General features: G+C 58.7%; 14 protein-coding genes. 1 reads left to right on the top strand and 13 read right to left on the bottom strand.

The features are described from left to right. The 5 genes from E1297_RS23960 to E1297_RS23940 form a co-directional block, all read right to left on the bottom strand. Positions 1-759, bottom strand: coding sequence for a 3-ketoacyl-ACP reductase (locus E1297_RS23960; protein WP_155143024.1), 759 nt, complete (start codon positions 757-759; stop codon positions 1-3). A 162-nt stretch (positions 760-921) separates the two neighbouring features. Beyond that, positions 922-2,031: an ABC transporter ATP-binding protein gene (locus E1297_RS23955; RefSeq protein WP_155143023.1), complete on the bottom strand. Its 1,110-nt coding sequence runs from the start codon at positions 2,029-2,031 to the stop codon at positions 922-924. A gap of 4 nt (positions 2,032-2,035) precedes the next feature. Further along, entirely contained in the window at positions 2,036-2,917 is an 882-nt protein-coding gene (locus tag E1297_RS23950; RefSeq protein ID WP_155143022.1) for a carbohydrate ABC transporter permease, read from the bottom strand. Continuing rightward, positions 2,917-3,816, bottom strand: a complete 900-nt coding sequence (locus E1297_RS23945; RefSeq protein ID WP_155143021.1) for a carbohydrate ABC transporter permease — start codon at positions 3,814-3,816, stop codon at positions 2,917-2,919. Before E1297_RS23945 ends, E1297_RS23950 begins: the two co-directional genes overlap by 1 nt. A gap of 72 nt (positions 3,817-3,888) precedes the next feature. Beyond that, complete coding sequence (locus E1297_RS23940; RefSeq protein WP_209015965.1) at positions 3,889-5,121, bottom strand: ABC transporter substrate-binding protein; 1,233 nt, start codon at positions 5,119-5,121, stop codon at positions 3,889-3,891. 332 nt (positions 5,122-5,453) lie between these two features. On the opposite strand from E1297_RS23940, the gene E1297_RS23935 reads away from it, so the two are divergent. Beyond that, a complete protein-coding gene (locus E1297_RS23935; RefSeq protein WP_196223395.1) occupies positions 5,454-6,464 on the top strand; it encodes a substrate-binding domain-containing protein in 1,011 nt (336 codons plus the stop codon). 5 nt (positions 6,465-6,469) lie between these two features. On the opposite strand, the gene E1297_RS23930 is transcribed toward E1297_RS23935, so the two are convergent. The 8 genes from E1297_RS23930 to E1297_RS23895 form a co-directional block, all read right to left on the bottom strand. Further along, positions 6,470-7,993 (bottom strand): aldehyde dehydrogenase family protein, encoded by a 1,524-nt coding sequence (locus tag E1297_RS23930; RefSeq protein ID WP_155143018.1) that lies wholly within the window; start codon positions 7,991-7,993, stop codon positions 6,470-6,472. 3 nt (positions 7,994-7,996) lie between these two features. Further along, positions 7,997-8,764, bottom strand: coding sequence for an enoyl-CoA hydratase/isomerase family protein (locus tag E1297_RS23925; protein WP_155143017.1), 768 nt, complete (start codon positions 8,762-8,764; stop codon positions 7,997-7,999). Further along, a complete protein-coding gene (locus E1297_RS23920; protein ID WP_155143016.1) occupies positions 8,761-10,347 on the bottom strand; it encodes an acyl CoA:acetate/3-ketoacid CoA transferase in 1,587 nt (528 codons plus the stop codon). Before E1297_RS23920 ends, E1297_RS23925 begins: the two co-directional genes overlap by 4 nt. Positions 10,348-10,350: 3 nt before the next feature. Beyond that, a complete protein-coding gene (locus E1297_RS23915; protein WP_155143015.1) occupies positions 10,351-11,349 on the bottom strand; it encodes a Gfo/Idh/MocA family protein in 999 nt (332 codons plus the stop codon). 370 nt (positions 11,350-11,719) lie between these two features. Then, positions 11,720-12,580, bottom strand: a complete 861-nt coding sequence (locus tag E1297_RS23910) for a hypothetical protein (RefSeq protein WP_155143014.1) — start codon at positions 12,578-12,580, stop codon at positions 11,720-11,722. A gap of 494 nt (positions 12,581-13,074) precedes the next feature. After that, positions 13,075-13,743, bottom strand: a complete 669-nt coding sequence (locus tag E1297_RS23905) for a hypothetical protein (protein WP_155143013.1) — start codon at positions 13,741-13,743, stop codon at positions 13,075-13,077. Between the two features lie 96 nt (positions 13,744-13,839). Continuing rightward, positions 13,840-21,636, bottom strand: coding sequence for a type I polyketide synthase (locus tag E1297_RS23900; protein WP_155143012.1), 7,797 nt, complete (start codon positions 21,634-21,636; stop codon positions 13,840-13,842). Between the two features lie 47 nt (positions 21,637-21,683). After that, positions 21,684-23,472 (bottom strand): SDR family NAD(P)-dependent oxidoreductase (locus E1297_RS23895; RefSeq protein WP_155143011.1); only part of this gene is annotated, 1,789 nt, incomplete at its 5' end.

The raw sequence follows: 23,472 nt of genomic DNA, 5'->3' as shown, positions 1-23,472 counted from the left end.
TTACAGCCGCTGAATTGACAATCCCCCATCCACCGGAATGACGGCGCCGGTGGCAAATGCGAACTGTCCCTCCACCAGCGGCACAATCATCGCGCCAACATCCGCCGGCAGGCCCCAGCGTTCCGCCGGCACCAATCCGCCTTCAATGAGACCGTCGTATTTGGCTTTGACCGGCGCCGTCATGCCGGTCTCGATGATACCCGGACGGATCTCGAAGACGCCGATATTGGCTGCCGCCAGCCGGGCTGCGAACAGTTTGGACATCATCGACCCGGCCGCCTTGGACAGGCAATATTCGGCACGCTCCACCGAGACCGTTTCGGCGCTGACCGAAGTAATGAAACTGATCGAACGATAAGGCGGATTTTCCTGTGCAAGCATGCGTTTTGCGACCGCCTGCGCCAGAAAGAAGCTGCCCTTCAGATTGATATCGAGAACAAAATCAAAGCTGTCCTCTCCGATATCCAGCATGTCCCCACGTACCTTTGCAGGAACCCCGGCATTGGCAACCAGCGATGTGACCGGTCCAAGGTCTGTTTCGATCGCATTCAGCAAGGTGCCGATGTGGGTGATGTGGCGCAAGTCATGCTGATAATAAGCGGCTTGCGATCCAAGACGCTTCAGGGCTTCAGACACTTTCGAATCAGCCCGGTCAAGTTCCGAGGCAATTGCCACCTTGAATTTCCGGGAGATCAGGGCCCCGGCAATACCGAGGCCAATACCCTGCTGTCCACCGGTGACCAGTGCGACCCGTGCCATCAGCCGAACTCCTTCAGCTTATAACCAAGTTCAGGCGCTCCCATTCACGATCCTTTGATAACTGTGTCCAGATCTATGCTGTATCGCAATTCCACAAATTTAGAACGTTCCAAATTTGAGCACAAAGAAAGGCGCAGATCAATCTGCGCCTTTCAAAAAATACTAGCGGATACGGTTTTCCGTTTCCGGATCGAACAGGACCGCCTTGTCCATGTTGATTGCAAAGGGGAAGATATCGCCGGGCTTCACGTCCACATCGGCCCGGAAGCGGCCTGTGATTTCCTTGCCGCCGAAATCGCTGACCACAAATGTGTCGGAGCCGGCCGGTTCGGTCACTTCCACCCGCGCCTCGACCTGATGAATCGCATTGCTGTTGCGGTCGGCGCCGTCCAGATCGGTGATAGCTTCGGGGCGGATGCCCATGATGACCGAGCGGCCATCGTGTTTGGCCATGCCGTGATCCGGTAGCGGCAGGGAGCCGGTCTTGCCGGTCACCAGCGCGAAATCGGCTTGCGGCACACCGTTCCTGACCGAAATCCGCGCGGGGAACAGGTTCATGGATGGCGACCCCATGAAACCCGCCACAAACATGTTGGCCGGGTCATCATAGATTTCCTTGGGCGTGCCGAGCTGCTGGACGTAGCCCCCGAACATCACCGCAATCCGCGTCGACAGGGTCAGCGCCTCGATCTGGTCATGGGTCACATAGACGATCGTTGTGCCGAGTTTCTGGTGCAGCTTCTTGATCTCGGTGCGCATGTCGACACGCAGCTTGGCGTCGAGGTTCGACAAGGGCTCGTCGAACAGGAACACGTCCGGATCACGGACAAGGGCTCGGCCCATGGCTACACGCTGGCGCTGGCCGCCTGAAAGCTGGCCCGGCTTGCGGTCAAGCAACTTGGTGATCTGCAGCAGCTCGGCCACTTCCTTGACCGCCTGTTCGCGCTTCGGCTTGGCAACACCGTGCATTTCCAGACCAAAGGCGATGTTCTGCGCCACATTCATGTTCGGATAAAGCGCGTAAGACTGGAACACCATGGCGATGTTGCGCTCCGCGGGGCGCACCTCGTTCATCCGGTTGCCCCGGATGGCGATTTCACCGCTGGTCACATCTTCCAGGCCCGCGATCATGTTGAGCAGGGTCGACTTGCCGCAACCGGACGGACCGACCAGCACAAGAAACTCGCCCTCTTCAACCGAGATGTTGGTCTCGTGCAGAACCTGTACGGCGCCATAGGACTTGGTGGCGTTTTTGATATCGAGAAAACCCATGGAATTACCCTTTCACGGACCCTGCCATCAACCCGCGGACGAAGAAGCGTCCGGCAACGACGTAAACGAGGAGGGTCGGGAGCGCGGCCATGATCGCGCCGGCAAAATGGACGTTGTATTCCTTCACACCGGTGGAGGAAGAAACGAGATTGTTGAGCGCTACAGTCATCGGCTGACTGGAGAAATCGGCAAAGCTGACGCCGAACAGGAAGTCGTTCCAGATGTTGGTGAACTGCCAGATAATGCAAACCACCGCGATCGGCCCGGACGAGGGCAGCATGATCCTCTGGAAGATCCGGAAGAAGCCCGCTCCGTCGATCATCGCCGCACGCACCAGCTCGGTCGGGAACTGGGCATAGTAATTGCGGAAATATAGCGTCGAGAAGCCGATGCCGTAGATCACATGGACGAGGATCAACCCCGGCAAGGTCCCGGCGAGCCCCATCAGGCCGAGCATCCGCGCCATCGGGATCAGAACCATCTGGAACGGAATAAAGCAGCCGAACAGCATCAGACCGAAGATCAGCGTATCTCCACGGAAGCGCCACTTTGTCAGAACGTAACCGTTCAGGGCACCGAGCACGGTGGAAATGGCCACCGCCGGAACCACCATGATCAGGGAGTTCAGAAAATACGGCTTGAGACCTGTTGCCTCGATGCCGATCTGCGCGGTGGACCAGGCGCTCGCCCAGGGCGCAAGCGTCCAGGTTTCGGGCAGAGACATCATGCCGCCGCCGCGAATCTCTTCGAGCGGTTTCAACGAGTTGACCAGCATCACATAGAGCGGCAGCAGGTAGTAGAGACAGAAGACGATGAGAACCGTGTAGATCACGAACCGGGAAATTCCACCGGTCCGCACCACGGTATCGGATGCACCACCGGCCATTATTTCTTCTCCCGAAGTTCGGACCACAGATAAGGCACGATGATCGCGGCAATCGTCATCAGCATGATCGTCGCGGATGCCGCGCCGATCCCCATCTGGTTCCGGGTGAAGGTGTAGGAATACATGAAAGTCGCAGGCAGTTCGGTGGCGCGTCCGGGCCCGCCATTGGTCAGCGCAATCACGAGGTCGTAGGACTTGATCGCCATGTGGGCGAGCACGACGAAGGCGGACATGAAGGCCGGACGCAATTGCGGGATCACGATCCGCCGGTAAAGCGCCCAGTTGGATGCGCCGTCGATTTGGGCTGCCTTGAGCACTTCGTTGTCGATGCCGCGGAGTCCTGCAAGGAACATCGCCATGACAAAGCCCGAGGTCTGCCAGACTGCCGCAATCACGATCGTATAGATCGCCATGTCGCGGTTCTTGATCCAGTCGAAGGTGAAACTGGTGAAGCCCCAGCTTTGAACGACCGATTCAAGACCGATGCCCGGATCAAGAAACCACTTCCAGGCCGTGCCTGTCACGATGAAGCTGAGCGCCATCGGATAGAGGTAAATCGTCCGGATAAACCCTTCGGAACGGATTTTCTGGTCGAGGAGAATGGCGAGCCCGAGACCGAGCGCGCAACAGATCACAATATACAATCCGCCGAAGACCAGCAGGTTGTTGACCGCAATGTCCCAGGCCCTGAGGCTGAACAGCTTGTCGTAGTTTTCCAGCCCCACCCAGCCAAAGCTCGGAAGGATCCGGCTGTCTGTCAGGGACAGGTAGAAGGTGAAGAAGATGAAGCCGTAAACGAAGATCAGCACAAGTGCGAGGCTTGGACTGAGCACGATCTTCGGCAGCGCTTCCCGAAGCCAGTCGCCCGACCCCTTCCGCGCGGAAACCGCCTGCGCCATGAAAGTATTCTCCCCAGATCGAAACGGGCGGCACTGCGCCCGTTCCTGTTCTGCTTGTTTTTGCCGCGCTTGTTACTGCGCGATCTCGACAGATGTGACGAGTTCATCAACAGCGGTATCGGAATCATACTCACCGTTGAAATGCGCTGTGATCACGTCATACATGGCGTTTTTGACCGCTGCCGGGTTCGCATGGCCATGTGCCATGGAGCCGTAGAGGTTGCCGCTGGCAGCAGCAGCCTTCAGATCGGCCATGCCCTTTTTGCCGCAAGCATCAAAGGCTTCGTCCGAAACGTCGGTACGCGCCGGGACGGAACCCTTCACGACATTAAAGGCCGACTGGAACGCCGGAGACATGATCGCAGAGGCAAGAGCTGCCTGTTCCGGTCCGACTTCCGACCCTTGCGCAAACATGGCGAACTGGTCGGCATTGAAGGTCACCTGATCCTGAGTGCCCGGGAAACGGAAACAGAGGAAGTCCTCGCCCGGCGCTTGATCGGCATTCAGGAACTCGCCCTTGGCCCAGTCGCCCATCATCTGGAAAGCGGCGTCGCCGTTGATGACCATGGCCGTTGCCAGGTTCCAGTCGCGGCCGGAGAAGTTCTCATCGACATAGGAACGCAGGACGGCCATGCGATCGAAGATTTCCTTCATGGTGTCGGAGCCGAGTGCCTCCGGATCCAGTTCGATGAAGGCCTTTTCATAGAATTCCGGACCACCGGTTGCCATGGCAACCGCGTCAAACAGGGTGGCGTCCTGCCAGGGCTGTCCACCATGCGCAAGCGGGGTCTTGCCCGCTGCTTTTACCTTTTCAAGCGCGACGACGAATTCGTCCCAATTCTGCGGCTCGGCAATGCCAAGCTCGTCCAGAAGCTGCTTGTTGGCCCACACCCAGTTGGTGGAATGCACATTCACTGGTGCAGCGACCCACTTGCCATCACTCTTGGAGAATTTCTGAAGCGCGGCAGGCACCACCTCATCCCAGCCTTCTTCGCCAGCCTGTGCATTCAAGTCTGCAAGGGCGCCTTCATTGGCCCAATCCTGAATGTCAAAGCCGAGCATTTGTACTGCAGTGGGCGGGTTACCGGAGGTGACGCGCGCGCGCAGAACGGTCATCGCCTGGGTTCCGCCGCCACCGGCAACCGGCATGTCCTGCCAGCCGATCCCCTGACCTTCCAGGTCTTCCTTCAAGACATTCAGCGCAGATGCTTCGCCACCGGATGTCCACCAATGCAGGACCTCAACGTCTTCAGCGTAAGCGGTTCCGGCCGCGCCAGCTGTCAGCGCCAGTGCGGCAACACCCATTTTCAGTGATTTCAACATGCCGAGAACTCCTCCCTTTGGGCCCGACCAACCTTCCTGTGTCGGATTGGCACCTGTCAATCAAAAGACAGGCTGTATTGTAACGTTGCAATCTTACCGAATGTCAATGCCTTTTTCATTACAGGACAAGGTCACGTTTTTCCCTGCAATTTCAGTTATCTGATATATTGCATCGCACCATTGCACTGCAGCATCTTTCCCTGTTGCAACGTTACAAATTTGCTGATTACATTTTCGAAAGAAACAGGGCCTCGCAGCCTGACGAAAACAGAGTGGATTGACGGCAGCACATGGACCGAGACCTTGACGGAAACATGTCGAAGACAGCACAACGGCCAACCCTGAAAACCGTGGCCGAACAAGCCGGTTTTGCCGTGACCACCGTGTCGCGCGCCCTTGCGGACGATCCGCGCATTGCCAAGGAAACCCGCGAAAAAGTTGCAAGCGTGGCGCAGAAGCTGGGCTATGTGCCGAACCGGGCCGCGCAACGTCTGCGCACCGGCCGGACAAAGGTGATCAGCCTCCTCTTGAACACCCAGCACGAATTTTTGAGTTTCACCTCCGAATTCCTGAACGGCATGACGGAAGGTCTGGCCGGATCCGGCTACGTTATGACAATCACCCCGGACCGTTTGGCAGAAGACCGGCTGGAAGTGATCCGCAACATTCGCCGGAACTCCTTGGCTGACGCGGTCGTTTTCACCCGGACGGAATGCTTCGACGAGCGGGTGCGTTATCTGCTGGAACACGATTTTCCGTTTGCCACCCATGGGCGGACGGATTTCACGACCCCCCACCCCTTTGTCGACTTTGACAACGAAAAATTTGCGCTGATGGCGGTGGACCGGCTGGTTGCCAAGGGCCGCAGACATATCTGCATGGTGATGCCGCAAGAGCGGTTTACCTTCGGCCAGCACCTGCGCTTCGGCGCGAGGCAGGCCGCCATCGCCCACGGCGTCAAGCTGACCATTCCGGACAATATCGATCTGGACAGCGGGCCGGACGAAATCGCCGAAACCCTTGGTGCGCTTCACGCCGGTCCCGATGCACCGGATGGCTATGTCTGCGTCGGGGAAGTGATGGCTCTGATCACCCTTGCAGCGATCCAGGATGCGGGGCTTGTGCCGGGCCGCGATGTGGATGTGGTCGCAAAACGGGCGTCGCCGATTTCCAATCACTTTCGCCCGCGGATCGAAACCATTGATGAAGACCTGCGGGCGACCGGCCGCGCGATGGCCGCCATTTTGCTCCGCCGCATTTCCGGGGCCCCGGCAGACACCACACAGGTTCTGCTGGAACACCAGGGAGATTTTTCGGCGGGCTGAGACTGTCATTTTGCGACCCAGGGAACACGGGTCTTGCCAACGCGCATGAGGACAGATTTGACCTCCAGAAACTCCTCCAGCCCATAGCGGCCAAGTTCGCGCCCCAAGCCGCTTTCCTTGACCCCGCCAAACGGCATTTCGGAATAACCGTCCATCCAGGTGTTGGTCCAGACCGTTCCCGCCTGCACCTCGCGGGCAAAAGCCAGACAGGTATGGACATTTTCACTCCAGACACCGGCGGAAAGACCGTAGCTGGTTGCATTTGCAAGGGTGACGGCCTCATCGAAGTCCTTGAACCGCAGGACAGACAGAACCGGGCCGAAAACTTCTTCCCGGGCAATCGCCATATCCGCGCTCAGATTGGAAACAATCGTCGGCATATAGAATTTGCCGGGAAGGCCATCGATATCAAGGGCTTTACCGCCAAGCAAAATATCCGCGCCCGCGTCTTTTGCCGCGTTGACATAGCCGTCGATTTTGCGGTTATGCGCGTCGGAGATAATCGCGCCGACCTGCGTTCGCGGGTCGAGCGGGTCGCCAAACGGCACTTTTTTCGAAAGAGCCACCACCTTTTCGGTCAAGGCCTCCACAACATCTTCATGGACGATGATCCGGCTGCCCGAGTTGCAGCATTCGCCAGCGTTGAAATAGACGCCGAAGACAATCGCATCAGCCGCCTGATCCAGATCCGCATCCGGAAAAATCACTTGCGGGTTCTTTCCGCCAAGTTCGAGCGACACTTTCTTGAGGGTTCCGGACGTCGCGGCCACGATATGTTTGCCGACCGCAGTCGACCCGGTGAAGGTCACCATGTCGACATCGGCATGTGTCGACATGGCAGCCCCGACCGGGTCGCCATAACCGAGCACGATATTGACCACACCCTCCGGGAACCCGGCTTCCTGCAGGAACTCGCCCAGAATGACGGTTGTTGAAGGCGTCAGCTCGGACGGCTTGACAACCGCCGTGCATCCGGCGGCAAGCGCAAAGGGCAGTTTCTGGCTGACAATCAGGAACGGAAAGTTCCATGGCGTGATGATCGAGACGACGCCGACCGGTTCCTTCAGGATCATGCCCAGCATGTCGCTGCCAAGCGCATTGTGACTGTCGCCGTGGAGCGTGCGGGCCAGAGCCGCCGCATAACGCCACAAATCGACCGCGCCCTCGATTTCTGCCCGCGCCTGGTAAATCGGCTTGCCGCTTTCCAGTGTTTCCAGCAGCGCGATCCGCTCAATATTACCGGCAATCAGGCCGGCAACCCTGTGGAGCACCTGCGCGCGCTCCTTGCCCGATGTGTGCTTCCAGCCACCCGCGTCGAACGCCCGGCGCGCAGCCGCAACCGCAGCATCAACTTCCAGCGCGCCGCCTTTCGCGGAGACGCTGACCACCATGCCGTGAGAGGGCGACTTGCGCTCGAATGTGGCGCCGTCGCTGCTCGCGAGCCAGACCCCATCAATCATATGCCGCCCGTTGAAGGGCTCTTTCGGCAAGTCAACGGCGGCAGCCTTGATGATCGTGATATGAGACATGAACTAGTTTCCGGGAAAGTTGGGTTTGCGCTTGTTGGCAAAGGCGGCAATGCCTTCGACCTTGTCATTGGAGGCACCGATCATTCCGCCACCAAGCGCTTCAATCATTGCGGACCGGTCTTCGCCAACAGCGGCGTGAACCATGTATTTGGCGGCTTCGGTCGCCCGGGGGGATGTCTCCGCCAGTCTGGAAGCAACCTCCCGCGCCTTTTCGATCGGGTCTTCGGCAACTTCGGCAGCAAAGCCGAGCGCGACACATCTGGCAGCCGGGATCCGGCGTCCGAACAGAACCATCTCCTTGATGACCGGTTCCGGCAAGAGGCGCGTCAGACGCTGGGTTCCGGACCAGCCCGGCACGATGCCGATCTGCGGCTCCGGCAAAGCAATCGTGGCGCGCGGGGCCATCACCCTCAGATCGCAGGCGGCGGCCAGTTCCAGTCCTCCCCCAAAGGCATGGGCACCGATGGCAGCAATTGTTGGTTTGGAGAGCCGTGCGAGGCGGTCGAATATGCGGTGGCCCTCGCGGACCCAGTGACGTGCAAAATCAAGCGGCGCAATGTCCTTCCAGGCGATGATATCTGCCCCCGCACAAAAGGCCTTGCAGGGCTCTGCCGTCAGGACCACGCCAACAACGCCTGCTTCCCGCTCCAGATCTGCGCAGTGATGCTCCAGATCTTTCAGCATTTGCGGTGTGAACGCATTCAGCTTTTCCGGATTGTCGAGCCGGAGTGTGGCAAGCGGTCCGTCAATTTCAAGGTGGATACAGCTCATAAAGTAAGCCCCATAGCCTGTTCTGACAGGAGCGAAACCGGCATGGTGGTCGCCTGCCCGGACACCTGCACCCGGCCTTCGGAGGCGGCTACTATATCTTTTTGAGGATCAATTCCCGGCATCACCTCCGTGGCAAGCAACCCGGCATCTGTCAGCCGCATGACGCAGCGCTCGGTCACATAGAGCACATCCTGACCGGTTCTCAGCGCACGTTGCCCGGAAAAGGTGACATGCTCCACCGCCTCGACCATCTTGGTGAACTTGCCCTTTTGGGCGACTTTCAATCCGTTTGGCGTCAGGTCCAGTTTGGCACCTGCCTCAAAGAAACCGGAGAAAACCAGCTTCCGGCCATGAGCGGTGATATCGACAAAGCCGCCGCACCCGGCCGTCAGATACGGTTTCTTGCCGAGTTTCGAGACATTGACGTTGCCCTCCACATCGACTTCCAGAAAGGACAGGAACGACACGTCAAATCCGCCGCCCTGAAAATAGGCAAACTGGTTCGGCGACGGCACGAAGGCGTCAGCGTTTGAGGCGCAGCCGAATGCAAATCCGGTCAGCGGCATGCCGCCGACGGCGCCCTGTTCAATCGCCCAGGTCACGGATTTTGCATGCCCCTCCTCAAGCAGCACCCGTGGCACCAGAGCCGAGATGCCGAAGCCCAGATTGGCGGTCTGTCCGGCTGCAAGCTCCATCGCGGCCCGGCGGGCAATCACCTTTTCGATCCCGTGTCCGGCAGGCTTGAAACTGGCCCAGGGCCGCATGATCTCGCCGGAAATCGCCGGATCATAGTCGGTTTCAGTGGTCTGCTTCTGGTCGGGCGCGACCACGATCAGGTCGACCAGATGTCCGGGAACATGGACATCATGCGGGCGCAATGAGCCGGCAGCCGTAACGCGTTTGACCTGCGCGATCACCAAGCCCCGGTGGTTCCGGGTGGCGATGGCCTGATCCAGCCCGCCCAGCGTCGCCCCTTCATGCTCATAGGTCAGGTTGCCATGTTCATCGGCGGTGGTCGCGCGGATGATGGCAACGTCCGGCACGATGTTTGGAAAATGCAACCAGGTCTTTCCTGCAAACTCCTGCCGGAAGACAATCGGCTTGCGGGCTGCAACCTCGTTCATCGCACAGCCTTCGCGGACCGGGTCGACGAAGGTTTCGAGGCCAACCCCCGTCAGCACGCCCGGACGGCGGGCGGCAACATCGCGGTGCATATCGAACATGATCCCGGATGGTACATTATAGGCCGCGACCCGGTTTTCGACGACCATCCGCCAGATGTCCGGCATCGGCAGGGACGAGGGGCCGGAGGGATATGACCCCGCAATGATGGTCGACAGCAGGCCGTCCCGTGCAATGTGATCGACGCCCTTGATGCCATACATGTCGCCTGCAGCAATCGGATGCAGCGTTGTGAGATTGCGCGGATGCCCTTCCCTCTCAAACCTGTTGCCCAATGCTTCAAGCACGGCATCCGGACAACCCAAACCAGACGAGGAGGATACGGTGACCACCGCATTGTCCCTGATCCGGGCAACAGCCCCTTCGGCACTGACAATCTTGTTTTCGCTCTTTCCGGCCATGCGTCAGATGCCCCCGTATTCCACGGTCACACGGTGCCCCGTTCTTGCCGCTTCACTGACGGCCTGGGCGACCGCAAGCGATTTCACGCCGTCAGAACCATCGGCAGACGGACGCCCACCGGTCCGGACTGCCTCGTCAAACAACCGCGCGGCACGCTCGTAGAGATTGTGGCCGGAAAACCGGAGCGGCTCCCGGCCCGCCCCGGTTACGAGAGTGATCTCGCCAACCGGGCGCTGGGTCATGACGTCCGTTGCGATGATCGAACCTTCCGTCCCGTGCAGTTCAAAGCCGGTTTGCGGGTACTTGTGCGTGAAGCTCTCATGTGTCTGGACCATTACGCCCGACGGCATTTTCCAGACGGACATGCAACTGTCCTCAACGCCTTCGCCCAGCCCGGACGCGACCGACATCGCGATGACATCGGCAGGGTCTTCCTCCAGATGGAAGCGGACCGTATCCGCGTCATGGACCACTATGTCGGGGATCACCCCGCCACCGGCCGCCGGGTTGTTGATCCGCCAACCTTGCAAATGCGGCGGCAAGTAAACAGCGTGAGACACGCGCACACTGAGGACTTGGCCAATGCGGCCCGTCGCCACCGCGTCCCTGATTGCAAGATGCGATCCCGCATTGCGCAGGTGATGATTGGTGGCAAACACCACTCCGGCCGCATCGGCCGCCCGGACCATGGCAACCGCGTCGGACACCGTCATGGCAAGCGGCTTTTCGCACAGAACATGCTTGCCTGCCCTGATTGCCGCCATGGCCTGGGAGAAATGCTTATCGTTGGTGGTGGAGATATAGACAGCATCCACATCCGGATCCCCCAGGAGATCATCCAGATCCGAGACCCCGATCTTGATAGCGTGCCGGGATGCGTAGGCCTGCGCTCTTTCGTGGCTTGAACTCAGGACAGACACCACATCGCCACCGGCGGCCCTGAACGCATCAATCATCCATTCGGACGCGATGGTGCTGGCACCGATCAAACCCCACTTCATGAAACCTCCCTGCGAAATCGCAGTCTTTACCTAAATTGGATCGTTCCAATAAACATGCCTAGGCGGCTCTGGCTTGTCAATCACCCTTTGGCCCCCGGAAGCGCCGGTCAGGCAGGCACAGGTTTCCAACGCCCCAAAACCATTTGGAGGAGCTCAAACCGGCTTTTCGTATCTCCTGGAAAATAATTGCCGCTGATCAGATGTGACGAAATTGAACTTCGCCGTTGACGAGCCCGATGGCGTCCCTGGCAAGGGCGGCCACCCGCCCGCAATCATGACGAGGCTATGTGCAGACCGCCGGTTTGTTAGCCCGGTATCGGCCAAGCGGGTGTGCCAGGGCATCAGCCAAACATGCTCTCTTACGCATTGGCTAACCGGACTTGACGTTCGCAAGCGACCGGATGCTAGCCGTCGGGATCGGCTCCTGAAAATCAGAGGGCATCGGCAGCTCCCCAGACACTTCCTGTTCTTCGGCATTCCGAGTAGTGCTGGACACGGACCGGTAGAGGGTAATCCGGCCGGTCCAAGGTGGCGAGGCGCTTTCCCCTTCGGACATGATGATTGCCCCATCCAGACAATCGGTCACACGATTTCTTCGGGGCAGGTTGAGATGCATGGTCAACAGGGTCAACGCTTCCATCTCAACTTCGACATTGACGACCGCCTTGTCATCCCAAACCAACATGGTCCCCGCGCCTGTATATTCCTGTAGATCCACCGCTGACGCAAATGGTGCGTTGCGGCTAATTTGACAGGTTACATCGAACGTATAGTCATTCCGCTTGCTGATATCGAGCTCGGCATTAAAATACTCTCCCGAACCATGTTCACAAGACAGGTCGGCCGAAAACCGGCCGATCAGCATCTGTTCATATTTGCTCGCGGTCAGGTCCTCTGCAGCCTTTTTCAAGATCCCCGGAACAAGATTGAAACGCGATTTCCTTGCCCTGAGTTTGGCGAGAAGCGCCTCCTCGTCGGAGAACAAATCCGCCAGCTTCAAGGGCACAATGAGATCCTGACTGCACACGTCCAGCAAACACAGCATGATCACCGGATTATAAGTGAAATTGCGCGTTTGCTTTTGAGGCTTCGCCCAGCGATGAATGGTGGCACGGGCCACACTGTAGCCACGGCTTTCAATTGTTTTGCTGATCGCTGCCTGCGACAGACCGGATTCATGTATAATCGACGCGAGGTTTTTTTGCGGATCAACCGATTGCACAGTACTCATGGCTTCGCCTCCAGCCATATTTGTTTCTTTACGTTATATTACAGATTAGAAAAATGATCACCATTCAAAAATGGCGATAAACTTAATATTATCGAGACAAAAATCGACAAGAGAGGAAAGACACAAACCCAGAATTGAACAAATATCAGTTCATATATCTAGAATATATTTCTTACTACACAATATACCAATGACATAATTCTTATTAACAAAGAACCAACAAATAACACCAATTTACTATTGAGATATTACCTTAGGTTAATCGGCCGACGGTGTTCGAGTAGCGAACATTTTTTGATATACAACGGCTTGTTGGCGATGTGGCGGCCATTGCGGTTTGCACGACAGGTACAAACCAAAATACCGGGGCCAGGGATGTCCAGCCGGACAAGCCATGGCGAACGGCACGCTCTGCAACATAGGCCGAGAAAAAACTTAGCGTAAGAGGCGCTTTGCGAACGCGGCGGCGGCAGCGCGTCAAGCAGACCAGAAGCCTACTGCCCGGTCACGCTTCCCGATCTGAAATATCCGTTGATCATGCTGTTCTTGCGGCCCATTTCTTCATGGATGTCGATCGCCAGAATCGCCCCTTCACCGATGCCCGGCACAAAGCGGTTCGGCCGCCAGATCTTGAAACCAAATGCTTTGTACATCGCCAGGAACGCATCTTCATGCCCGGTTCGGCGGGCAACTGCCGTATCAATGAAGACAATCTCCACCCTTCTTTCCAGTGCGGCCCGCATCATTGTCAGCGTAAGCGTGGTGAACATCGCCGTCTTGCGAAAGGCTGGTTCCACGATCGCCCGCGACACAAGGGCACCTTTTACTAGAACGTCACCCGGGTACTCCAGAATATCGAAATGCATCAGGCAAACAGTCGGAACGGTTTTGCAGAAGTCGTTCATCCGGATTGATCCGACAACTTTTCCATCCGAAATTGCAGCGTAGTTGTAGCCGGTCTGATCATGAATATCGCCGAGGAGCCCATTGTCATGGTCTGCGGTTTCATCAAACATGCCGTGCTGCAAAACGTAATGCTTGTATCGGAAGGCCTGCAATTCGCGAATCAGCCCGGGCTCATTGGCAGCCCGCACCGACCATGGAGCCTCCGCTTGCTTCGTTGGAAACTGCACAACGCTCTCCATACCGATCAGCTTTTCCATGTTTCGCTCCCAACCTGTCATTGCCCGTATTGTCTGCAAGGAGCCCGCTTGTTCCCCCGGCAAGTGCGATTTACCTTTGACTGCGAAAAAACCCGGCTACAACCATGACACAACAACCTCTTCGTCCCCTTCCCCGGCTTCGACCTTCAACTTGGCAAGGGAAACCGGCGCATGATGTCCAACGCGGATCAAGGATCCCTCGACTGAAATGACCCCGGGGTTCACGTCATATCGGCGGCGCAGGTGATCCTTGATGGCAATCAGACGGATCGCCGGCATCGGATCCGCTGGGTCTGCATCCGGAACGGCGTAGATCCGTTCGAAAGTGCCCGGTAACCAATTCGCGCGCCTGAATTCCCTGGCGGACAAACGTGTCACCTCGCCGTCGTGGCGCGACAGGTGAAAGGCCTTTTCCGGGTGGCCGGACAGGCAGAACCCTCGGATCCGGCTGAATGGAACGCGGTCAAAGGCCTCGGAAGGCACAAGAACCTCGGACACAGTGCAAAATGTTATGACACGCCCCCCAACCGAAAACTGTGCTTCGAAGCGGATAAGATTTTGCGACGGCATGTCGAGTTTCCGGGTCGTCACCTCGCCCATGCCTGATTTCGGGATTTCGCCGTAAATTTCGAACCGCTCCAGCCTGTAGGGAAAGGCGATGTAAGAGCGAACCTTGGGTCCAAACCACTTGAATGGTGCAAAATGCGGAAAGCCCTTGAGCAAGGCGTCCAGCATGATGGACGGATCCCCACCCGCGCGGGCGATCGCAGCACCAATGTCAAATGTGAAGGATGAGGCCTCTGCCGTCCGCCGGATGTCAAAGGCCGTTTCGAACGCGCCGTCGTGAAACAGCTCACCCATCCCATACGGGTCGGCAAGCAGGTCACCATCCCGTATTTCCGGCCATTTCTCCGGCGCCAGACCAAACTGGCCACGAAGCACCTGCGCCTGAACGGCAATCCGCCGGTCTGTTTCGCCGTTTGAAACCCTGTGGAATGTCAGGATCTCCCGTTCTTCGGAAACACGGCTCTTGACGGCCAGTTCAAGCGGCCCCTTGTCCAACCGCAACCAGCCGCGAACCTCCAGGTTTTCAATGGACCGGACCGGCTCTCCACCTCCGCAGATGCCATCAGGCGCCAGCAATTTTCCGACCATACCCATGAGCGGATAGACGGGAACCGTGTAGGACGGCTTGTGGCCGGCAAGCCACGGCTCGGTTTCGAGACTGATCGTGAGCCGGTCCAGTGCATGCTGAAGCGGCAACGGGTCCGATTTACCGCTTTCCTTTGCCTCGGATACGGTATCTAACCGGGCGGTCTGGTCCGCGTTAGCGTCCCGAAGCCGTAGGGCATAGTTCTTCACTTCATAGATCCGTAAACCGTCAACCCAGAGGCTGCCCGCGCCCTTGACCAGAAGGGCATCAGCCTCCTTGGCGATCCCGGTCAGCTCGAACTCGGTCACAACCAGTGCATTTGTCGGAACAACCTGTCCGCGATAATGCCATTCAAAGGCATTGTCGGTGGCAGGGGCCTCGAAAACCGGGTTCCGAAACGCCTGATCAAGTCCCTTTTTCCTGACAAGCGCCTTGAAAAGGTTGAACAGGGCTTCGAGACCGAGGGACCCGGGCTGCACCGGATCGGTGAAGAAATGGGCCTTGAAGTACCATGCACCGGGCTCGATGGTCTGCCGTCCAACCAGCCGACCCAGCCCGGCAGCGCCACCGTGCGCCTCATAGCCAGTCACGTCATCCACCAGCGTCAAGCGCCCTTTGGGCAGGCGCGGCATTTTGTGATCATGCAGCAAAGCCGTACCGGGAGCGTCGGGATCTGCTTTGGCATGCTCTGCAATCACATCCTTGCGCGCCTGCGGCGCGGGCAACCCCTTCTGCTGGGCAAGCGCCTCGGCCGGAAAGAAACCGAAATCCGTTTTCAGCGTCATGATGGTCTGCCCGCCCGCCCGGCACGTGACCTCGTAGAAGACCAGGGTCATAGGGCCTACTCTGGACGCCTTGACGAACCGCACGTCCAGCGACAGCGTTCCGGTGTGCGGAGTGACGTGGGCCAGCAGAACAACGTCGTCGCCATCGAGGTTTCGAAACTTCACAGTCTTGCCGAGAGCATATCCCATATAGCTTGCGAACCATCCGCATGGCTGCAGCAGCACTTCACACAGGACCGAAAACGGCATTGTGCCGGTCGCCCCGTCTTCAAAATACCAGTCGTCGGGTGCCACATCATATTCGCTGCGTAAAAACCCGCCCGGCGTTTCAACGCATGGATCGCAGTCGACCGAAAGAACCCGGCTCATGAAGTGATAGGGAGGTCCGGGCAAGCGTGGCGGATTGGCCAACCGGTCGAGTTCGGGGTCCCGCTCCAAAGCCAGCGGCCCGAAAGCCTTCGAAGGCCGGCCCCATGCCGCCTCGATCAAGGCGGTATGATCGCCTCTTACATCGCCACTTGGCGAAATGATTGTTGGCCTTTCGGTGAGGGTCTTGAACAGGTCGCGATTATGCAAGGGCCAATCACGGCCAAGGGTCATTCCAAACCGGCGGCACAGAAAAACCTTGAACCCGTCGGAGCGCGCCAAGAGTGCTGCAAAAACGACCGGAATGCCATCATCGAAGCCGATTTCCTCGACAAACACCTCATAAGTAATCCGATGCGGGCGGTCGGGAATAACCTGCCCGCGGCAAACGAATTTGAATGGCACATTGGCGACTGGACGAAACCGGAAACCATCGAGATGGATGGTCAGGCCAAGCGCAGCCATATGAAATTGAAGGGCCTGGGCGGCTGCTTCCGCCATCAAGGTTCCCGGCATGCAGGGGTCATTCAGAAAGTGTCCCTCATAGAACCAGGCATCAGGTTCCACCATGCTGACCGCTTTCAGATATCCACGCCCCCAAGGACCGCCCCGCGGTTCGAAGACCTCGACCTCATCAAACATCTGCATCCGGCCGGACGGGATCCCGGGGGGGTGCTGGTGCGCTGCGGCAAATTCAAAGCCCGCACCAAAACACGTATATGCATCCCCATCTGCAAACGAACGGACGTCTTCGGCGGAGAACCGCCTTTTCCCGCTGGCAGTCTCCGGCAATTCAAACCGGGTGTCCGGAGAAATCTGTTCGTCGCCGGCCTCCCACAACACACCGTCGGAATTGGCTAACTCCTCGTCGGTAAAGAAACCGGCCTGTCCACTGCGCACCGAAATCAGGTGTTCGCCTGCGATCTTTGCATCGTAGCGGAAGAAGAACATCCGGGTCTTGCCGTAGGTCGCATGCGCATCGATGTGGATCTGGTACTTGATGGTATCGCCAATTTTCGGCAAGGGACGGTCGTGGAACGTGATTTCGCATCCCAGGAGCCTGTAAACCCGCTCGCTTCGGTTTTCGAAATCGCATCCGAGCCACGAGATCAGCAGCAAATCCGCCTGTCCGGCCTCAATCAGAATTCCGGTGGGCATGTACCGCCCGTCCAGATACCAGGCATCTTCCCTTACATCCGTTTCGGTCCAGCAAATGCCCTTGCCCAATGAGCCTGCTTCGCCGGAAATCCCTGTTACACGATCGGCAAGCAGCATCGGCGGTTGCGGCATGCGGCATTGCCGCCGATACCCGTCCTGCTGCACGAAAAGCTCCCCGAAGACATCCGATATCCTGTCTCCAGCCACATGTTCCAATTGCTGGCGGTCAAGCGTCAAACCGCTTGGTTCCACCGGCACTATCGGTACGAGGGTTTTCGCAGAGGCGGCGAAGACAGACGGCTTGCCTGCGGACACGGCCGACGCACGCTTGCCGGTATTTTCCTGCTCATGGCCGGTGCCACTGTTTGGCGTAATACTCTTGAGGCCCGTGCCCCGGACGCCTGCCGCGCCTTGCGCAACACCCGAAGCATATGCCGGGACCCGCACGGATGTTCCCCCGGCAACAGCGGCCAGGGGCACCGTTTCCAGTTCGGCAGCCTCGCTCCCGGAGACACCGGGCGCCCGCATGACGCGCGGTTGCTGATCAGCAGCGTCTCGCAGAACCTGCATTGAAAACGGTGCCTGCCGAGGCAATGCAGGAGCGGGGCGCATGCGGCGCGCGTCATTCTTCATCGCAATATCCAGTTCGATGATGTCGCCAAGGTTCTTGTCCGGCAAAACTGCAAGATTGTCGTGGGTTTCCGGCTTCGATACGCGGGCCAAGAGCTGCTCGTTGGCCAAGGGCACGCGTGTCGTTTTTGCTTTGAGTTCCTCGAGATGGAGCGCCGGCCGGTGCGCAGGAACCTCGAATTGCCTTTGATCCAGACTGTCGGCCAACACGTCCCGGGCGCTCAGACGAGCCGTGACACCCTCCATGTTGTCGCATAACCCGTAGACAAACAGCTGCGCGGCCGCCTTTGCCAATCGATTTGCCGCAGACTGACCGCCCGTATCCAGACCAAGCGCGATGTGATCGCGCCCGGCCAGGGTCTTGGAGACCGCCGTGGTCAAGACAGACTTGGGCCCCACGTCTATGAATGTGCGGACCCCATCCTCCCATGCGGCCCTGACTGTCTTCGGAAAATCAACGGTTTTGAAGCCCTGATCGCAATAAAGCTGCGCGCATTTCTCCGAGGTCAGGTTGGCGACATGCGTGTTGGTCGCATTGAAGTAAAATCGGAGCTCATCCCTCGGATTGACGTCCACCAGATGGCGCTTGAGAAACTTGTCCCGCATCGTTTCCGCAAACGGCCCGTGAAATGCCGTCGCATTTGGCCGGGGGATCACCCGAACATCCTTGCCGAGGTTCCGCAACACCTCTGCGCAAGGCTCCGGAAGCCCGCCAATGAAACAGTGTTCGGGCGAGTAGATGATCATCACCCAGACGTTTTCGCTTTGGTTCGCAATCTCCTGCACCCGGTCGACCGGACCAAGCACGTCATATGCCTGCCAATCCGGAACTTGGCCTGCGGCAAGACCGAGATAATACGCGATTGCCTGCCGCCTGGACCCGGCATTCTCGTAAAAGCCATCGGCCTCGTGGCCTTCAAGCACATCCATGGGGGTGCTCCAGACCCCCATGGATGCAAGCATGTTGGCCTCGCCTTGCGAGACCGCCAGACACGCATCCGGCTGTACTCCCAGAATATCTATGGCGATTCTCGTGTTGATGAAGGACCCGGCGGCGGTTGCTATGGCCTGTTCAGATGCGGAGGGATCCTCCATACACCGCGAAATAGCATCGTTCAGCCGGTCCCACTGACGCTTCGGCATGGATTTCGAGATCGGTGCCAGAATGTCCGGGAACAGCTGCGCCCAGCCATCTGCCAGATTTGGTGTTGCAACGCCCATGCCCGGATAAACGAACGCGACATCGCCCTCCGCCCGGCGGTCCGCACAACAAACACCCGGTCCGGCCGGCGTCTTGCCGTCTTCGAGTTGCCGCCGCACCAGTTGCTTACGTTTGTCGAGCTCTTCCGAAGACCGGGCAACGATTGCCAACCGGTAACGGCCATCGCGCCGGGGAACATTCGCACCGAGTTGATCCGCCAGTGCCGCCAGATGCTCTTCACCGCCATACCAGAGTGCCGGACGCGCTTCCTCGTCTGGTGGCTGTACGGCGCCTGGGTAGAGCTGCAAGCGGATACTCTCATGGCGCCCGGTAAAGGAGCGCGCCATCGATGACACCGGCTCGGGAGCAGGCGGACCGAGCGGCAAGGCCGCCGGACGATCGTCATTCCCCGAACGGAACCTCATGATTGCATCGGCGATATCCAGGATTCCGGAAGCCGCATGCGCATGGCCGTATCTGTCACTGAAAGTCTGGCCATCCTGTTGTCCCCCGTCCGTTTCCTGCGGACACCCGACAGAGACTTCGGCGTAGACAGGATCGCCGTCCCGGATGGCATCCGAGCGGCGTTTCAGGGCAAAGAGACACGCGCCATCCAGATGGGATCTTTTCGAGAGTTCCGGAATAACAGCGCAAAGCGATTTGTGCAGCTGTTCCTGCGAGAGATCGACCGCACCGGCAAGAAACAAATCGGTTTCATGATTGCGCAAGGCGCGGCATCCGATATCGATGGCGGTAATACCGGAGAGTTCCTCCGCAGACACGGTCAGACCATAGCCGCAGGCATCAAGCTGAATATTGATCCGGTTGGCCACCAGGTTCGGCATCGCTCCAAGGCACGCATGCATTTTCTCCAGGGGCTGCCAAGCCTTCATCAGATCGTCGTCCGATACGCCCCGGTCAAGCTCTCCGTTTAACCGCCCGCCCTTGGAGCGCCAGACAAGGCATGCACGGTCTCCTTCAAGGTCCATCCCCATGCCGACCGCCAGGGCGATCCGGCTGGCGTCGGGCCGTTTGACCTTGCCGACAAGCTGACGTGCCAGATGCAATGGCAGTGACTGCTGCCCGAGGCAGTTGGCAAGCTCCGTTGGCGGAAAGGCACTGCCCGTGATCGGCAGGGAAATACGCATGGCATTCTCTTCACCGGGCGACAGATTGTAGACATCTCCCTGATGCCGGTCTCCAGCCGCCCATTCCAGCCCGCAAATGACGATTGGCTCCGGGTGAGCTGCCTTGTGGCTCGAAACGGACGGGATCCATGCAGCAGCATCAGGGGACAACGGGGTGTATTCTTCCAGGATCATGTGGGCGTTGTTGCCGCCAAATCCGAAGTTGTTGATCCCTGCCCGCTTGATTCCGTCTTCGGGCCAAGGCTCACTTTCCCGGAGAACATGCAGATTTGAGCCAGTTGCGGCTTCGCAAAGTTGATCCGCATGCAAAGTTGCCGGTTTGATACCGGAGCGGAACGATGCGGCGGTCTTCAAGATCCCGGCCATTCCCGCCGTTGTAATCAAATGCCCGATATTGGATTTGATCGACCCGATCGGCAATCTCGGGCAACCGGCGTAAACGGCCTTGAGGGTTTCAAGTTCGGTGGCATCCCCCGTGACCGTCCCCGTTGCATGGCATTCCACATACCCGATGGTTTCGGGATCGATGCCCGACATCTGATAGGCTTTTTCAAGCGCTGCGATCTGGCCCTTGCGGCTTGGGGCGAGCACCCCCTTGTCGCGGCCATCATTAGAGACGCCGATGGCGCGAATGACCGCAAAAATCCGGTCTCCGTCCCGGACCGCATCCGCCATGCGTTTCAAGGCAATGACCGCGGCACCTTCGCTTGGAACCAGACCATCGGCGTCGCGATGAAAGGGCCGGCTTCGACCTGTCGGACTAAGGGCATTGATCTGGCTGAAGGCCCAGTGCAGGAGGATGTTGTAAAGTCCGTTCACCCCACCCGCATAGGCGATGTCGATTGCATCATCGCGCAACAGGTCACATGCAAATTTCGCGGCATAAAGGGATGACGCGCAGGCCGCGTCCAGGCTGAAAGCCGGCCCAGCAGCGCCAAGGCTGCCGGCCAGAAGATGTGCCGGGCGTCCGGATGAGAAGCGTTCCGCAGCAAGATGTTTGAACAGCGGATCATCGCCGCCGCCAAGTGCAGCAAGATAGGCCGCTTCTGTCGCCGCATGCGTCGGATAGGACAGATTGCCGACAATGACGGCAGTCCGCTCCGGCGCGGCATCCGGCGACCCCGCCTCAAGGAACGCATCCCGTCCCGCTGTCAAAAGCCACCTAGTCGACCGGTCCAGAACCCCGGCTTGCGCAGGTGTCAACCGATGGGCATCGGGATCAAACGGAACGTCGCTATCCAGAATGAACCCGCCACGAAACGGCGCCCGGTTTTCAAGGCTTTCTACGATTTCATTGCGCCTTGGCACTTCGCGCGGCGGCACCGGCCATGCACCCTCCGGCACTTCAGTCAGAAGATCCCGGCCCGCTTCGACCGCCGTCCATAACGTATCCGGAGAGGATACGCCCGGAAGCACGGCCCCCCGCCCTATGATGGCTATCGGCTCAAACATCACCGCCCGGCCCCTTCGCTCTGGTTGGGCTCCACATCGTTCCGCTATCAGGCGACCTGGATACCGGGTTTCCGCTGAACACCAGTCCCTCCGTCTTGCACATGGTCCGGCAGCATGGCTTCCGGAAGTCCGGCAAACACGATTTCCGGGTGGGCCACGCCTTCAGCCAGGATCTCGCACAGCAAGGCATGCGAGCCCGTGTCGAGCGGGATTAGCGGAACACCACGCGCTTCAAATTGCGCCTTGACCGCATCCGTCACCATGCCGCCATCCCAAGCGCCCCAATCGAGTGCCACGAAGCGCGTGTCCGGATGGCTGTTCTGCAACGCCCAGGCAAACCGGCTAAGGATTTCGTTGGCCATGGCATAATCCGCCTGGCCGGGATTTCCGAAACGGCCTGCGATTGACGAGAACATGGCAACAAATTTCGGCGCGTCCTGCGCAACCGCCGACCAGAGCGCTTTGAACCCGTCAACCTTGGTCCGGTAAACGGACTTCAACTGATCCGCAGTCTTGTCCTTGATCAGCTTGTCATGATTGACCCCGGCGCCATGAATGACACCGGCAATCCGGCCTGCAGACGCCCGGAACCGCTCGATTGCCATTTTTGTCCTGACCACATCGGTGATGTCGACCGGTACATAGCTGGCCTCCGACCCTGCCTCCCGAATGGCCTTCAGGGTTGCGCGGATCTCAAGCGACGCGATCATCTGGTCGGCCCTGCGGGAAATGTCGGAGATAGTGGCCTTTTGTCCGTCAGTCCGGGCTTTAGCCACCAGCGCTGTGCGCAGTTGCTGGAGATTGAGATCCTTTGGCAAGTCCTCAGGCCAGTCAACAAGCTCGGTCCGCCCAAGAAGGAGCAACTTCAAGCGCGCCACACCTGCCAGACGGATGGCGCAGGCTGCGGTGATACTGCGGCCTCCGCCGGAGATCACCACCGCATCGCCGTCCACCAACGTGACCCCGGCATCCGAATACGCAACCGGTCTGACGACCGGTGTCAGACGACGCCCGTCTGTCGGAAGACCGACTTCGACGCAGTCACCGCCGAACAGGATTTCCATTCCGAGGCTGGTGATTGTCTCGATCATTGTCCGGTTGGCAAGGTCGAGGTCGATCACACGCACAACCGCCGCCGGCCACTCGTGAGAGGCGGTTTTGGCAACACCCGAGATACCGCCATGTTCAGCGGCGTCAAGCGATGTCAGGCCCTGACCGAAATCACCACCGGTTGCCTGCAGGAATATGCAGCGCCCGCCAACGGAGCCCATCCGGCCCGCCACAGCTCTCGAGCAGGTTAGCGCAGCCTCATGTTGCTCGTAGGCACTGAGCCGCTGATCGAGACCGGCGGTCACAATCAGCATGTCGACCTTGTCAGATGGCGTATCGACGACTTTGGCCTCTATTCCGTAGCGGCCGAAGAAGGACACCAGCTCCGGCGCCAGTTGCTCCGAATGTGCGGTGACCTCCACATGGGTCCTGGAAGAGATCACCGGCCGATCCGAGCGATTGTGGATCGGCGCCTCACCAAGGCCGACGGTTTGACGAAAAAGACCGCGTCTCTCGGCGTTTTGGAGAAACTCCGCAGGGTTTGGGTCAAGCCTGGAAGGTGCCACGCTGTCCCGGCCGCCCGGGACACCCGTTTCAAGCGTCATTTGAACCGCACCGTGATCGGGCGCAATGGCACCCGCGATTTCAGAAAGCGTTCGCAATTCACTCAGCGAGCCAGGATCAAGCTCCGGCATGTCAGGCAAGGCTTCGCGCAAGGCCGAAAGGATTTCCACCTGCTTGATGGAATCAATGCCGAGTTCGGCTTCCAGATCCATGTCCATATCC

Source organism: Roseibium sp. RKSG952, from assembly GCF_009711355.1.
The sequence above is the reverse complement of the archived record's forward strand: the minus strand, read 5'-3'. Positions and strand labels throughout refer to the sequence as shown.

Excerpts from the sequence above, each read along its gene's own strand:
- E1297_RS23960 (WP_155143024.1), bottom strand. The coding sequence starts at position 759 with ATGGCACGGGTCGCACTGGTCACCGGTGGACAGCAGGGTATTGGCCTC.
- E1297_RS23955 (WP_155143023.1), bottom strand. The coding sequence starts at position 2,031 with ATGGGTTTTCTCGATATCAAAAACGCCACCAAGTCCTATGGCGCCGTA.
- E1297_RS23950 (WP_155143022.1), bottom strand. The coding sequence starts at position 2,917 with ATGGCCGGTGGTGCATCCGATACCGTGGTGCGGACCGGTGGAATTTCC.
- E1297_RS23945 (WP_155143021.1), bottom strand. The coding sequence starts at position 3,816 with ATGGCGCAGGCGGTTTCCGCGCGGAAGGGGTCGGGCGACTGGCTTCGG.
- E1297_RS23940 (WP_209015965.1), bottom strand. The coding sequence starts at position 5,121 with ATGGGTGTTGCCGCACTGGCGCTGACAGCTGGCGCGGCCGGAACCGCT.
- E1297_RS23935 (WP_196223395.1), top strand. The coding sequence starts at position 5,454 with ATGTCGAAGACAGCACAACGGCCAACCCTGAAAACCGTGGCCGAACAA.
- E1297_RS23930 (WP_155143018.1), bottom strand. The coding sequence starts at position 7,993 with ATGTCTCATATCACGATCATCAAGGCTGCCGCCGTTGACTTGCCGAAA.
- E1297_RS23925 (WP_155143017.1), bottom strand. The coding sequence starts at position 8,764 with ATGAGCTGTATCCACCTTGAAATTGACGGACCGCTTGCCACACTCCGG.
- E1297_RS23920 (WP_155143016.1), bottom strand. The coding sequence starts at position 10,347 with ATGGCCGGAAAGAGCGAAAACAAGATTGTCAGTGCCGAAGGGGCTGTT.
- E1297_RS23915 (WP_155143015.1), bottom strand. The coding sequence starts at position 11,349 with ATGAAGTGGGGTTTGATCGGTGCCAGCACCATCGCGTCCGAATGGATG.
- E1297_RS23910 (WP_155143014.1), bottom strand. The coding sequence starts at position 12,580 with ATGAGTACTGTGCAATCGGTTGATCCGCAAAAAAACCTCGCGTCGATT.
- E1297_RS23905 (WP_155143013.1), bottom strand. The coding sequence starts at position 13,743 with ATGGAAAAGCTGATCGGTATGGAGAGCGTTGTGCAGTTTCCAACGAAG.
- E1297_RS23900 (WP_155143012.1), bottom strand. The coding sequence starts at position 21,636 with ATGTTTGAGCCGATAGCCATCATAGGGCGGGGGGCCGTGCTTCCGGGC.